This window comes from Luteimonas terricola (assembly GCF_004352845.1).
GTDB classification, from domain to species: Bacteria; Pseudomonadota; Gammaproteobacteria; order Xanthomonadales; family Xanthomonadaceae; genus Luteimonas; species Luteimonas terricola.
This window is the reverse complement of the sequence record NZ_SJRX01000003.1, coordinates 388,388-401,248: the sequence shown is the minus strand read 5'-3', so window position 1 is coordinate 401,248 and position 12,861 is coordinate 388,388. Positions and strand designations below refer to the sequence as shown.

The window sequence follows — 12,861 nt, the reverse complement described above, 5'->3', positions numbered from 1 at the left end:
CATGCTTGGAGTCCTCTGGCGTGGCCTCCGCGGCAGCGGAGAAGCGGATGCGATGCACTATTGATAGAGGGTGTGGCGTGCGCAGAACAGCTAGGGCGACTACCGGGGCGCTGGCCCCGGTAAACTTGTGCGATGCCTCTGATCACCTTGAATGCCGTCGACTACAGCGTCGGCGGCCCGCTCCTGCTCGAACGCGTCGACCTCGCGATCGAATCCGGCGAGCGCATCGCCCTCATCGGCCGCAACGGCGCCGGGAAATCCACCTTGCTGCGCCTGCTCGCGGGCGAACTCAAGCCCGACGACGGCGAAGTCCGCCGCGAGGGCGGGGTGCGCGTGGCCCGCCTCGAACAGGAGGTGCCGGCCGGCGCCTCGGGCAGCGTCTTCGACGTCGTCGCCGAGGGCCTCGGCGCGCTGGGCGCGGCGCTGGCGGCCTACCACCACCTCATCCACCAGGACGAGGTCGACATCGATGCGCTGTCGCGCGCGCAGGCGGAGATCGAGGCCGGCGGCGGCTGGGCCATCGACCAGCGTGTGACCGAGGTGCTGGAACGGCTCGACCTCGACGGCGACGCCGACTTCTCGCGGCTGTCCGGCGGCATGAAGCGCCGGGTGCTGCTGGCGCGCGCCCTGGCCGGAGCGCCCGACCTGCTGCTGCTTGACGAACCGACCAACCACCTCGATATCGCCGCCATCGACTGGCTCGAGGGTTTCCTCAAGTCCTGGGCGGGCGCGCTGGTGTTCATCACCCATGACCGCCGCTTCCTGCGCGCGCTGGCGACGCGGATCGTCGAGATCGATCGCGGCCAGGTCACGGGCTGGCCGGGCGACTGGGACAACTACCTGCGGCGCAAGGAAGAGCGCCTCAACGCCGAGGCCCAGGAGAACGCGCGCTTCGACAAGATGCTGGCCCAGGAAGAGGCCTGGATCCGCCAGGGCATCAAGGCCCGGCGTACCCGCGACGAAGGCCGCGTGCGGCGGCTCAAGGCGATGCGCAGCGAGCGCGCCGAGCGGCGTGAACACATGGGCAACGTGCGCATGGACACGGCGCAGGCCGGCGCCTCGGGCAAGAAGGTCATCGAGGCGAAGGCGGTGTCGTTCGCCTTCGGCGAGCGCCCGCTGGTGCGCGATTTCTCGAGCACCATCCTGCGCGGCGACCGCATCGGCCTGATCGGCCCCAACGGCAGCGGCAAGACCACGCTGCTGAAGCTGCTGCTCGGCCAGCTGCAGCCGCAGGCGGGCGAACTGCGCATCGGTACCCAGCTGCAGGTCGCCTATTTCGACCAGTACCGCGCCACCCTGCGCGAGGACTGGAACGCGCTGGAGAACGTGGCCGAGGGCCTGGAGTTCGTCGAGGTCGGCGGCAAGCGCAAGCACGTGGTCGGCTATCTCCAGGATTTCCTCTTCACCCCCGAACGCGCGCGCGCGCCGATCACCCGGCTGTCGGGTGGCGAGCGCAACCGGCTGCTGCTGGCCAAGCTGTTCGCGCAGCCGTCCAACCTCTTGGTGATGGACGAACCCACCAACGACCTCGACGTCGAGACCCTGGAGCTGCTGGAAGAGCTGCTGGCCGAGTACGAAGGCACCCTGCTGCTGGTCAGCCACGACCGCGACTTCCTCGACAACGTCGTGACCTCCACCCTGGTGATGGAGGGCGAGGGCCGCGTGGGCGAGTACGTCGGCGGCTACAGCGACTGGCTGCGTCAGCGTCCGCAGGCGCAGGCCGCACACTCAGCTGCCGGGCCGGCGCGACGGGAGGACGCGTCGGGCGTGGTCGGAACGCCTCCGGCCCAGGCAGCCGCGCCCGCGGCGGCGCGGCGGAAGCTCAGCTACAAGGACGCCCGCGAGCTGGAGCAGCTGCCGGCACGCATCGAGGCGCTGGAGACCCGGCTTGCGGAAATGACCGGGGCCCTGGCCGACCCGGCGTTCTTCCGGGATGACGGCAGCGCCATCGCCGCCCACAACGCCGCAATGGCGGAGCTCCAGACGGGCCTCGACGCCGCGTATGCACGATGGGAAGCCTTGGAGGCCGGCCCTGAATGAACACCGGGGTGTGCGTTGCGCTGCGATACCGGCGTGACGCAGTTCCGGGTTGGGGGCGCGTACCCGGCCGCGCACTTGCCGGCGGCGCTGATCGCGGCCACCCTGCGGTGATGCAGTTGTCCGACCCAGCCGACGTGGGCGAGCGCGAACTGCGCTTCGCCGGGCGCGTCCACCAGGTGCGCACGCTCGGGGGAGCGCTGTCGGCGCTGCTGGTGGCATCCGTGCTCGCGGCCAACGGGGCATCGGCGTGGATCTGGGCGTTCTGGGCCTTCAACGGCTTCATCTGGCCGCTGCTGGCACGCTGGCTGATGCTGCGATCGCCGGATCCCGCGCACGCTGCGCATCGCCACCTTGTCTTCGATTCCGCGGCCGCGGGCGCGTGGATCGCGATCATGGAGTTCAACCTGGTGCCCAGTGCGGTGCTGCTGGCAATGGTGACCACGGACAAGGTCGCGGTCGGCGGCTGGCGGTTCCTGGGCCGCACCGCGCCCGCGCTCGTGGCGACCTGCGTGCTGGTATCGGCTGCGCTCGGTTTCCCGGTGCGGCTGGAAAGCAGCATGCCTGTCGTCCTTGCCACGCTTCCGTTCCTGTTCGTCTACCCGGTGGCGCTGGCCACGATCGCCTACCGGCTCGGGCGCAGCGTGGCCGACAAGAACCGCCAGCTCGAACGCCTCAACCGCATCGACGTGCTCACCGGCCTGCGCAACCGCCGCGGCTGGAACGAGGCGATGGCCGCCGAGCTGGCGCGCCATGCGCGCACGCGCAGGCCGGCGGTGCTGATGCTGGTCGATGTCGACAATTTCAAGGCGGTCAACGACAACCATGGCCACGTCGCGGGCGACGAGGTATTGCGCAGCGTCGCCGGCGTACTCGCCGCCTGCACCCGCGACATCGACACGCCGGCGCGCTACGGCGGCGACGAGTTCGGAGTGCTGCTGGCCGAGACCAGCCTTGCCGGAGCGCTGTGCGTGGCCGAGCGCGTGCGTCTTGCTTTCCTCGACCAGCGGCCGGACGAGGCGGCGGCGCAGGACTGCACGCTGAGCATCGGCCTGTCCGAGGTCGACCTGTCGGTGATCACCACGGACGAATGGCTCACGCGTGCCGACGCGGCGATGTATCGGGCGAAGGCCGGCGGCAGGAACCGGGTGGAGCCGGCCGCGGCACTGGTCCGGCGCTGAGCGGACGCGGCGTGACCGCCGCTGCAGGGCCCGGCAGGGTCAGCGGGGCGCGGTGGCAGTGCGGAAAACCGGATAGAGGCCGAGGCGCTCGTCCCAGCTCGAGTGGCGGCGGTAGAACCAGTCGAGGCGCGCGCCCGGGCTGGCGGCGAATTCCGGGTCCCCGGCCAGGCGGGCCTCGAAGGCTTCACGTACGGCCGGCTCGCGCAGCATCTCGCGCGCGACCGCCTCGGCGACGTAGGGCTCCATGTATTCCTTGCGCTCGAAGGCATTGTTGAACTCGCCCCAGGCCGCCATCGAGTCCGGTGCCTGCGGTTCGAGGATCGCCATCGCCAGCCGTGCACGGGGCTGGGCGATGGGGACGAACAGGGCGCCGACAGCGAGGTCACGGGTCTCGGGACGCCATTCGCCGTCCAGCTCGAGGCGCTGGTGGCCTTCGCTGGAGGCGGCGGCCAGGCGCGTGGCGTCGGCGCGGAATGTCTCGAGGGCCGCGCCGGGGAGCGGCTGCTCCAGCCTGCGGTACCGGATGCCGTGCACGTCCAGCCAGCGCGTCACCCGGGTGGCGTGCCGCGCCGGCACGATATAGCCGGCGGCGGGCGCGGTCACGCTGCGGCCGGGCACGATCTCGTCGCGCAGCGGCATCTTCCAGACCTGCGGGGTGGTCTCGTCATAGCGCGTGGCCGCTGCGCCGGAGATCTCCGAGGGCGTGCGTGTCCAGGCGTAGCCGCGGAAGTCGACGCTGCGCACGCGGTCGGTGGCGACGTAGTCCAGGGGCACGTCGCGGCCGGCCAGGGTGGCCGCGCGCGCGTCGGCGTCAGCGGCGATGTCCAGCCACTCCCGGCCATCCGCGGCGGTCTGCTCCAGCATCCCGACCACGAGGTTGCGGGTGATGCGCACCCGCACCGGGTATTCCTTCCAGGAATGGGTTTCGACCAGGATCCCGAAGCGGTTCCGCAGCGGGAAATAGCCGTGCGAGAAACGCGGCGGCGAGACGCCGTCGACGATGCCCGAGGCCGGATCGTCATGGGTCACGAACGAAGGGTAGAAGGGCAGCGGCAGCGAGCCCTGCGCGGCGAGGTCGGCGAGCAGTGCGTCGCGCAGCGCCAGGCCGGCCTTGGCCAGCGCCGGGTCGCCGGAGTGCAGCGGCTCGATCTGCACCGAGATGTCGTGCTCGAACTGCGCGCCGTTGGTGGCGTGCAGGTCGACGTAGGCGATCGGGTCCCAGGCTTCGACCAGTCCCAGCATTGCCCGCATTTCCGCCGCGTCGGCCTTGAGGTAGTCGCGGTTGAGGTTGTAGTTCTGCGCGGTGGTGCGCCAGCCCATCTCCTCGGGGCCGCGCTGGTTGGGGCGGTTCCACGCCCCGAAGCGCTCGTGGCCGTCGGCGTTGAACACCGGCACGAACACGAGCACCAGCTTGTCCAGCGCCCCGGTCGCGGCCTCGCCGTCCAGCACCTGGCGCAGTGCCAGGAAGCCCGCGTCCTTGCCGTCCACCTCGCCGGCGTGGATGCCGCCCTGGACCAGCAGCACCGGCAGTCCCGCCGCGCGCGCGGCCTCGGGCGTCAGCGCGCCGCTGCGCGACGCCACCAGCGCCTTCATCGGCCGCCCTTCGGGCGTGGTGCCGAAGTCGATGCAGCGGACCGCATCCGGGTGGCGGCGGGCGAAGGTGGTGCAGAGGCTCACCACCTCGTCGTAGCGGCCCGTGCGCAGGAAGCCCGAGCGCTCCGCGACCGTGGACAGCGGCTGCGGGCTCTCGGCGGATGGCGCCGGCGACGGGGCGGCAGTGGCCGCAGCCGGGACGGCCAGCAGCAGGAGCAGGGGCAGGGCGGCACGTGCGGATCGGGACATGGCGTGGGCATCGGAGGGCGGCAAGGTCGCCCATGATGCCTGCCCATGCCTTTCGGGCCAAAGCGCCGCGGCCATGGATACGCTAGCCTTCACGGCTTCGACCGCAAGACGCCCGAGCCGCATGAGCACAGCCCCCGTTGCCCCCGACGCCGGCAGGATGCCGCGCCAGATCGCCTACATCATCGGCAACGAAGCCTGCGAGCGCTTCAGCTTCTATGGCATGAGGAACATCCTCATCCCGTTCCTGATCAGCTCGATGCTGCTGGCCTACCTGCCGGCGGGCCCCGAGCGCGAGGGCGCCGCGAAGGACATCTTCCACAGCTTCGTCATCGGCGTGTACTTCTTCCCGCTGCTCGGCGGCTGGCTGTCGGACCGTTACTTCGGCAAGTACAACACCGTGCTGTGGTTCTCGCTGATCTACTGTGCGGGCCACGCCTGCCTGGCACTGTTCGAGGACAGCCGCAACGGCTTCTACACCGGCCTGTTCCTGATCGCGCTGGGCTCGGGCGGCATCAAGCCGCTGGTGGTCTCGTTCTGCGGCGACCAGTTCGACCAGACCAACAAATCCAAGGCCAAGGTGGTCTTCGACGCCTTCTACTGGATCATCAACTTCGGCTCGTTCTTCGCCTCGCTGCTGGCGCCGCTGCTGCTGCGCAGCTACGGCCCGGCGGTGGCCTTCGGCGTGCCGGGCGTGCTGATGTTCATCGCCACCGTCGTGTTCTGGCTGGGCCGCAAGCAGTACGTCAACGTACCGCCGTCGGGGCGCGATCCGGACTCCTTCCTCAACGTCGTGCGCACCGCGCTGCGTGGGAGCGCAGGGCAGGGCGGCTCCGGCACGCTGATCGCGCGCACGGGCATCGCGCTCGCGGTGCTGATGCTGGCCTTGTGGGCGCTCGACGCGACCGGCGTGCCGCTGCCGTGGCCGGATTCCTTCGGCTTCGTCATCACCGCCTGCCTGGCGCTGGGCGTGGTGATCGCCTGCGTCGGCTGGGGCGCATCCCTGCAGCTCGAGCGCGCGCGCGGCCTGCACCCGGACGCGGCGGTCGATGGCGTCCGCGCGGTGCTGCGGATCCTGATCGTGTTCGCGCTGGTGACCCCGTTCTGGTCGCTGTTCGACCAGAAGGCATCGACCTGGATCATCCAGGGCAACGCCATGCTGATCCCGCACGAGGCCTGGTGGTGGCCGAGCTGGCTGGTGAAGGAAGCGGCGCAGATGCAGGCGCTGAACCCGCTGCTGGTGATGCTGCTGATCCCGTTCAACAACCTGGTGCTGTACCCGCTGCTGCGCCGGATGGGCTTCACCGTGACGGCGCTGCGCCGGATGGGCTGGGGCATCGTGTTCTCGGGCGTGGCCTGGATCGCGGCCGGGGTGCTGCAGCTCTGGCTCGACGGCGGCGCCGAGGTCTCGCTGGCCTGGCAGAGCCTGCCCTACCTGCTGCTGACCTTCGGCGAGGTGCTGGTCTCGGCCACCGCGCTGGAGTTCGCCTACAGCCAGGCGCCGCACGCAATGAAGGGCGTGATCATGGCCTTCTGGTACCTCACCAGCACCTTCGGCAGCCTCTGGGTGCTGCTGACCAACGCCGGCGTGCGCAACGACGCGGTGACGTCCGCCATCGCCTCCACGGGGCTGAGCGAGAACGCCTTCCTGATGTTCTTCTTCGCACTGTTCGCGTTCGTCGCGGCGCTGGCGTTCGCGGCCTATGCGCGCAGATACCCGATGCAGGACAACTACCGCGTCTCCGGCGGGGTGGCGGCATGAGTGGCGTCGGCATGGTCACCCTGGCGATCCTGGCGCTGACGGTGCTGGTGTCGTGGCAGGCCTTCGGCAATCGTCGCCTGCTGGAGCGCCTGCTGCTGTGGCCGCCGGCGATCGCCCGCCAGCGCCAGTACGACCGCCTGGTCACGCACGGCTTCGTGCACGCCGACTGGCAGCACCTGCTGTTCAACATGATCACGCTGTACTTCTTCGGGCGCCACGTCGAGCGCATGTTCGCGCCCTATATCGGCCCGATCGGCTTCGGGCTGTTCTACCTGTCGGCGATCGTTGTGGCGATCCTGCCCACCTACCTGCGCCATCGCGGCGACCCGAACTACCGCAGCCTCGGCGCCTCCGGCGCGGTGTCGGCCGTGCTGTTCGCCTTCATCCTGGTGCAGCCCTGGGCGCTGATCTTCGTGTTCTTCATCCCGGTGCCGGCGATCGTCTACGCCGTGCTCTACGTCGGCTACTCGATCTGGATGGAGCGCCGGGGCGGCGACAACATCAACCACAGCGCCCATCTCTGGGGTGCGGGCTACGGCCTGCTGTTCACGGTGCTGATGGAGCCGCGCGTGCTCGAGGTCTTCTTCGCGCGGCTGATGTCGCCGATGTCCTGAGTCAGGAGATCGACTCGCCGCCGCAGCCCAGGCCGCCCTGGTCGCAGGCGTAGGTCTCGAGCAGGCGCGAATAGACCAGCGAGTCGAGCTGGTTGAATTCGACGTTGTCCACGTCCCCGGAACGGACGAGATCGAACAGGCGGGTAACGGCTTCGTGTCCGGCGCGGGTATCGACGATGGGCGGCATGATGCTCTCCGTGCGTGAGTTGCGTATCCCGGTCCACGCATCAAGCGTGCCAACCGGCCTGCCCACGCCAGGGCATGGGCGGCAGGTGACGCGTTTGGTCAGTCACACGCGCCGGTCGGCCGCAATCGACGCGGGTCGGCGCTGCTCACTGCGCCTGAATCCCCGCCGTGCTACCCATTGGGGCACCCGATAAAAGGAGAGTGCATATGGCCTTCACCCGTGCCCAGGCGAGTGGCCTGCTCAACAAGTCGGAAATGAAACTGTTCGACGACAGCCGCGCCAACGCCCTGCGCGGCCTGGATCGGGCGGCGCTGGCGGGGCGGGTCGAGCGCACGCGGGCCGCGCGCGACCGGGCCCGCGACCTGCTGAAGCGCCAGCGGCTGGCGGCGCGGAAACGCGGCGAAGGCAAGGCCGACACCATCGCCGCGCGCACCGCGCGCAAGGAGGCGCTGCTGGCCGAGATCCTGCAGCGCTTCGCGGAGGCGCGCCGGAATGCTCCAGCGAAGGTGGTGAAGAAGGCCACTGCGAAGAGGGCGATCGCGAAGAAGGCGCCCGCGAATAAGGGGGCTGGGATGACTGCTTCCAGGAAGGCTGCAGTCAGGAAGACCGCGACCAGGAAGACCGCGGCGAAGACATCCGTCGCGAAGAAGTCCACCGCGAAGAAGGCCGTCGCGAAGAAGGCCGCCCCGGCGATATCCACCGTGAAGAAGGCGGCCCCTGCCAGGCAGCCTGCGCGAAAAGCCGACGCGGCAGGACGGCCCGCAAAGAAGGCTGCTTCGAAAAAGACGCCCGCGAAGCGGAGCGCCTCGCGTCGCCGCGTCTCTCCGGAGCGGGCCCTCGAGGCCACCCGCAGCCTGCTCGAGGCCAAGCACGAACGCGACCGGACGCCGCAGCCGTGGCAATCCCTCGACCCCGTCGCCGACCACGTCCCGCAGCCCGGCTACCAGTCGCCGCAGGCCGCGAGCAAGGCCAGGGAGCTTCACGCCGGCGAGGCCCGGTTGGTCCCGATCCATGGCAGCATCTCCACGCGCGACCGCCGCAACCAGGGCAAGCGCGACCACCGCAACGGCGACAGCGACTGAGGAGCGCGCTGATGAGCGGACTCGACATCATCCACCACGGCATCCCGGGCCGGTTCCTGACCGAGGTCGACGGCCATGTCGCCAATCTCGATTACGAAATGGCCGACGGCATCATGCACATCACCCATACGCATGTGCCCGAAGCGATCGGCGGCCGCGGGATTGCCGGAAAGCTGGTGGAGGCGGCCTTCCACCACGCCCGGGTGGAAGGCTGGAAGGTCCGGCCGCTGTGCAGCTACGCCGAGGCCTGGGTGAAGCGGCACGTCGAGTACGCCGACCTGCTGGGCTGAACGGGCGGGCGCGCAATCTGCCAGACTTGCGCCCCTTTTCAAGGTCGGCCTGCCATCCATGCGCCTGAACAAGCACATCAGCGAGACCGGCGCATGCTCGCGTCGCGAGGCCGATCGCCTCATCGGCGAAGGGCGGGTGACGGTCAACGGCCAGCGGGCGCGGATCGGCGCCGAGGTGGGCGAGGGCGACGAGGTCCTCCTGGACGGCCAGCCGCTGCGCGTCCGCAGCGCTGCGCCCGGCAAGCGCCGCCACGTCTACATCGCGCTGTACAAGCCGGTCGGCATCACCTGCACCACCGAGACCGGCGTGGCCGGGAACATCACCGACTTCGTCGACCACCAGGAGCGGATCTTCCCGATCGGCCGCCTGGACAAGGACTCCGAAGGCCTGATCCTGCTGACCAGCAACGGCGACATCGTCAACGCCATCCTGCGCGCGGAAAACAAGCTGGAGAAGGAGTACCTGGTGGCGGTGAACAACCCCGTCACCGACGATTTCCTGCGCGGCATGGCCCGCGGGGTGCCGGTGCACGGCCAGCTCACCCTGCCGTGCCGGACCGGCAAGCTCGGCCGCTACGGCTTCCGGATCACCCTGGTGCAGGGACTCAACCGCCAGGTCCGGCTGATGGCCGCGCATTTCGGCTATCGGGTGAAGCGCCTGGTCCGGGCCCGCATCGGCCCGGTGAAGCTCGGGCATCTCAAGCCGGGGGGCTGGCGCAATCTGAGCGATGTCGAACTGGCCGCCCTGCTTCCGAGCCAGGACGGCTGGTAGGAGGCTGAATGGCGGTGGCTGCCGATGAACGGCAGGTGCCGTTCACATTTGCAATCGAAAGTAGGGTATGGTTCGCCCACTGTTCAAAGCGGGATCACGGTACATCGTGGCTCCGGTGCGGTAGATCCAAGGTTTCAAGGCCGGTGACGGCTGCGTCCGACGATCCGCTCCATCGTTCCTGTGCTACCCCTTGCTTCGCAGTCTCGGATCCGCCAGGCGGACCGTGTCATTTCAAAAACTGTTCCAAGGAGTAACACCATGTCCGATCGTCAGACCGGCACTGTCAAGTGGTTCAACGACGCCAAGGGCTTCGGCTTCATCACCCCCGAGAGTGGCCAGGACCTCTTCGTCCACTTCCGTTCGATCCAGGGCACCGGCTTCAAGTCGCTGCAGGAAGGCCAGAAGGTTTCGTTCAAGGTTGTGCAGGGCCAGAAGGGCCTGCAGGCCGATGAGGTGCAGGCCGAGTAAGGTCCGCATCGCTGTATCAAAAGCCCCGGACGGCAACGTCCGGGGCTTTTTTGTGGGTTCATCTCCCATCTCCGGGGAAACAGTTTCGACGAGGAGTGTCTGCTTCTTTCGCTACGCCCGGCCGTGAGCTGGAGGGCCCCGCCGCGGCCGGGAGGCCTTCGCGGCTCATGTCCCCCGGCATCCGCCTGCCGGGGGATGCCTCCTCCTTGACTTCCCCGCGAAGGCCTCCCGGCCACGACGGGGCTCGGCTTCGGGTGCAATGCTCGCGCACTGCTGCGCACCGGGTGCCAAGGCCCTTGAGAGCGAAGTCAAGGAGGAGGCGATGGCCGCAGGCCAGCGCCGGGGGACATGAGCACTCAAGGGCCTTGGCACCCGGTGCCCGAGATTATCAATGGCGCGCCAGTCCCTCAGTCGGGAGATGAACCTTTTTTGTGCCGCAACGCGGCCGGCGGCGTGAGCGCCGGCATCACGCGCGGGCCGCTAGCCTGTATGCATCGTGGACAGGACAGGGGGTTCCCGGATGACCCGTAGCCGCTATTGTCTCGTGGCGTTCGTCTTGTTGCTGGCGCTCGCCGGCTGCCGCCGCGAGGCCGAGGTGCCCGGGGGCGCCGTGGACGGCGCCGCGCAGGCGCCGGTCCCGACCGCCGATGGCGTCGCTGCCGACGCACCGGTGGTGCTGGAAGACGTGATGGAGTCCGACCCGCGCTACATCATCGGCATCAGCTATCCGCCCGGGATCAACAGCTACCCGGAGCTGGCGGCAGAGCTCAAGCGCTATGCCGATGCCGCACGCGCCGACCTGATGGACGCCGTCGAGGCCCGGGACCCGTCGTCGACCGGCGCTGCCGGCGCACCCTACGACCTGGCGCTGCCCTTCGACATGGTGATGGAGACCCCCGAAGTCGTGGCCGTGCAGGCGACCGGCACCAGCTATACCGGCGGCGCGCACGGCAACCCGCTGGTGGCGCGCTTCGTCTGGCTGCCCGCCCGGGCTGAAATGCTTCGCGCCGAGGCCCTGGTCCAGGGACCGGGGGGCTGGAACGACATCTCCGCCTTCGTGCGCGAATCGCTGCATGCAGCCCTGTCCCAGCGCCTGGACGCGGACGACCTGGAGCCCGAGGACCGCATGCGCCTGATGCGCACCGGCGGCAGGATGATCGACGAGGGCACGGTACCGACGGCCGGGAACTTCGCGAACTTCGAGCCCGTGCCCAGCACCGGCGGGCGCCTGCGCGCGCTGCGCTTCGTGTTCCCGCCCTATCAGGTGGGGCCGTACTCGGACGGCGTGCAGACGGTGGAGGTGCCCGCCGCCGTACTGCTGCCACACCTTGCGCCAGAGTACCGCGCGCTGTTCACCGCCGGCTGAGATCGATTCCGGCGTGGCTGGCCCGCGCTGCCGTGGCGGGCTAGCATCGTCCCGGGGCGACTTCGGGAGGCGGGCGATGCACCCGGTGCGGGAACGTGTCCACGGCTTGCTGGGCTCGGCCGATGTCCACGTCGGCGGCGGCAGACCCTGGGACATCCAGATCCATGACGACCGGCTGCCGGCGCGATTGCTGACCGGAGGATCGTTGGCGCTGGGCGATTCCTACATGGATGGCTGGTGGGACACGGCCTGCCTGGACGGCATGCTCGAACGTTTGCTCGATGCCCGCGTCGACCAGCGCGCGCGGGGCCTGGCCGACCTGCGCGACGCCCTGGTCGCCCGCCTGCTCAACCTGCAGCTCGGTCGCCGCGCGTTCGCCGTGGGCGAGCGCCATTACGACCTGGGAAACGACCTTTACCAGGCGATGCTGGGCCGTCGACTGGTCTACAGCTGCGGCTACTGGCACGACCGCGACGGCAGGCTCGCTGCTTCGCTCGACCTGGCGCAGGAGGCCAAGCTCGACCTGGTCTGCCGGAAGCTCCGGTTGGGTCCGGGCATGCGCGTGCTCGATATCGGCTGCGGCTGGGGCGAGGCCTTGAAGTTCGCCGCGGAACGCTACGGCGTCAGCGGCGTGGGCGTGACCGTCTCGCGCGAGCAGCAGGCCTTTGCCGCCAGTCTGTGCGATGGACTGCCGCTGGAGTTCCGCCTGCAGGACTACCGGGCGCTGCGCGGGGAGCGCTTCGATCGCGTGTTCTCGATCGGCATGTTCGAGCACGTGGGCGTGCGCAACTACCGCGCTTACTTCGAGCTCGTGCGTTCACTGCTGCCCGACGACGGCCTGTTCCTGCTGCACAGCATCGGCAGCAACATCTCGCGGCGACGCACCGACCCGTGGATCGCACGCCATATCTTCCCGAATTCGATGCTGCCGTCGGCAAGCCAGATCGCAGCGGCCAGCGAAGGCCTGTTCGTGGTCGAGGACTGGCACAACTTCGGTGCCGATTACGACCTGACGCTGCAGGCCTGGCGTGAAAACGTCGAGGCCGCCTGGGGTCGCCTGCCGGCGCGCTATGACGAGCGGTTCCGGCGGATGTGGCGGTATTACCTCGCCGCTTCGATGGCGAGCTTCCGGACGCGGCGCAGCCAGCTGTGGCAGGTGCTGATGTCGCCGCAGGGCGTGCCGGGCGGAATCGTCGTCCCGCGCTGACTGTGTCTGTTTTTTTGGTTCATCTCCCGACTGGGGGATTGGCGCGCCATTGACTG

At 69.3% G+C, this 12,861-nt stretch carries 12 protein-coding genes; 10 read left to right on the top strand and 2 right to left on the bottom strand.

Features of this window, described 5'->3' with window-relative positions; translation table 11 throughout:
• Nucleotides 1-132: 132 nt before the first annotated feature.
• Together E2169_RS09390 and E2169_RS09385 are read left to right on the top strand one after the other, a co-directional pair.
• Nucleotides 133-2,040: an ATP-binding cassette domain-containing protein gene (locus tag E2169_RS09390; RefSeq protein WP_132986350.1), complete on the top strand. Its 1,908-nt coding sequence runs from the start codon at nucleotides 133-135 to the stop codon at nucleotides 2,038-2,040.
• A gap of 116 nt (nucleotides 2,041-2,156) precedes the next feature.
• Nucleotides 2,157-3,218, top strand: coding sequence for a sensor domain-containing diguanylate cyclase (locus E2169_RS09385; RefSeq protein ID WP_165942385.1), 1,062 nt, complete (start codon nucleotides 2,157-2,159; stop codon nucleotides 3,216-3,218).
• Between the two features lie 39 nt (nucleotides 3,219-3,257).
• Here the strand turns inward: E2169_RS09385 and E2169_RS09380 are convergent, their stop codons facing one another.
• Nucleotides 3,258-5,060 carry a M14 family metallopeptidase gene (locus tag E2169_RS09380; protein WP_132986348.1) on the bottom strand — a complete coding sequence of 601 codons (1,803 nt, stop codon included), beginning with the start codon at nucleotides 5,058-5,060 and terminating at the stop codon, nucleotides 3,258-3,260.
• Nucleotides 5,061-5,181: 121 nt separating this feature from the next.
• Between E2169_RS09380 and E2169_RS09375 the strand changes: the two genes are divergently transcribed.
• Nucleotides 5,182-6,819: a POT-type proton-dependent oligopeptide transporter gene (locus E2169_RS09375; RefSeq protein ID WP_132986347.1), complete on the top strand. Its 1,638-nt coding sequence runs from the start codon at nucleotides 5,182-5,184 to the stop codon at nucleotides 6,817-6,819.
• Between the two features lie 11 nt (nucleotides 6,820-6,830).
• The gene (locus E2169_RS09370) at nucleotides 6,831-7,433 is read left to right on the top strand and encodes a rhomboid family intramembrane serine protease (RefSeq protein WP_132986401.1); all 603 of its coding nucleotides are present in this window, start codon (nucleotides 6,831-6,833) and stop codon (nucleotides 7,431-7,433) included.
• Nucleotide 7,434: 1 nt separating this feature from the next.
• Here E2169_RS09370 and E2169_RS09365 read toward each other — a convergent pair whose 3' ends face one another.
• Nucleotides 7,435-7,620, bottom strand: a complete 186-nt coding sequence (locus tag E2169_RS09365) for a hypothetical protein (protein WP_132986346.1) — start codon at nucleotides 7,618-7,620, stop codon at nucleotides 7,435-7,437.
• Between the two features lie 206 nt (nucleotides 7,621-7,826).
• Between E2169_RS09365 and E2169_RS09360 the strand changes: the two genes are divergently transcribed.
• From E2169_RS09360 to cfa, 6 genes are all read left to right on the top strand, one after another.
• On the top strand, nucleotides 7,827-8,702 hold the full coding sequence (locus E2169_RS09360; protein WP_132986345.1) for a hypothetical protein: 876 nt from the start codon (nucleotides 7,827-7,829) through the stop codon (nucleotides 8,700-8,702).
• An 11-nt stretch (nucleotides 8,703-8,713) separates the two neighbouring features.
• Nucleotides 8,714-8,992: a GNAT family N-acetyltransferase gene (locus tag E2169_RS09355; protein ID WP_132986344.1), complete on the top strand. Its 279-nt coding sequence runs from the start codon at nucleotides 8,714-8,716 to the stop codon at nucleotides 8,990-8,992.
• A gap of 58 nt (nucleotides 8,993-9,050) precedes the next feature.
• Nucleotides 9,051-9,764 (top strand): pseudouridine synthase, encoded by a 714-nt coding sequence (locus tag E2169_RS09350; protein ID WP_132986343.1) that lies wholly within the window; start codon nucleotides 9,051-9,053, stop codon nucleotides 9,762-9,764.
• A gap of 258 nt (nucleotides 9,765-10,022) precedes the next feature.
• A complete protein-coding gene (locus E2169_RS09345; protein WP_132986342.1) occupies nucleotides 10,023-10,232 on the top strand; it encodes a cold-shock protein in 210 nt (69 codons plus the stop codon).
• Nucleotides 10,233-10,752: 520 nt separating this feature from the next.
• Nucleotides 10,753-11,598 carry a DUF3298 and DUF4163 domain-containing protein gene (locus E2169_RS09340; protein WP_132986341.1) on the top strand — a complete coding sequence of 282 codons (846 nt, stop codon included), beginning with the start codon at nucleotides 10,753-10,755 and terminating at the stop codon, nucleotides 11,596-11,598.
• A 76-nt stretch (nucleotides 11,599-11,674) separates the two neighbouring features.
• On the top strand, nucleotides 11,675-12,805 hold the full coding sequence (gene cfa / locus E2169_RS09335) for a cyclopropane fatty acyl phospholipid synthase (RefSeq protein WP_132986340.1): 1,131 nt from the start codon (nucleotides 11,675-11,677) through the stop codon (nucleotides 12,803-12,805).
• Nucleotides 12,806-12,861 lie beyond the last annotated feature (56 nt).

Bases quoted from the DNA above. Each gene is read 5' to 3' on its own strand.
- E2169_RS09345 (WP_132986342.1), top strand. From the start codon at position 10,023: ATGTCCGATCGTCAGACCGGCACTGTCAAGTGGTTCAACGACGCCAAG.
- E2169_RS09380 (WP_132986348.1), bottom strand. From the start codon at position 5,060: ATGTCCCGATCCGCACGTGCCGCCCTGCCCCTGCTCCTGCTGCTGGCC.
- E2169_RS09370 (WP_132986401.1), top strand. From the start codon at position 6,831: ATGGTCACCCTGGCGATCCTGGCGCTGACGGTGCTGGTGTCGTGGCAG.
- E2169_RS09355 (WP_132986344.1), top strand. From the start codon at position 8,714: ATGAGCGGACTCGACATCATCCACCACGGCATCCCGGGCCGGTTCCTG.
- E2169_RS09365 (WP_132986346.1), bottom strand. From the start codon at position 7,620: ATGCCGCCCATCGTCGATACCCGCGCCGGACACGAAGCCGTTACCCGC.
- E2169_RS09375 (WP_132986347.1), top strand. From the start codon at position 5,182: ATGAGCACAGCCCCCGTTGCCCCCGACGCCGGCAGGATGCCGCGCCAG.
- E2169_RS09340 (WP_132986341.1), top strand. From the start codon at position 10,753: ATGACCCGTAGCCGCTATTGTCTCGTGGCGTTCGTCTTGTTGCTGGCG.
- E2169_RS09360 (WP_132986345.1), top strand. From the start codon at position 7,827: ATGGCCTTCACCCGTGCCCAGGCGAGTGGCCTGCTCAACAAGTCGGAA.
- cfa (WP_132986340.1), top strand. From the start codon at position 11,675: ATGCACCCGGTGCGGGAACGTGTCCACGGCTTGCTGGGCTCGGCCGAT.
- E2169_RS09390 (WP_132986350.1), top strand. From the start codon at position 133: ATGCCTCTGATCACCTTGAATGCCGTCGACTACAGCGTCGGCGGCCCG.
- E2169_RS09350 (WP_132986343.1), top strand. From the start codon at position 9,051: ATGCGCCTGAACAAGCACATCAGCGAGACCGGCGCATGCTCGCGTCGC.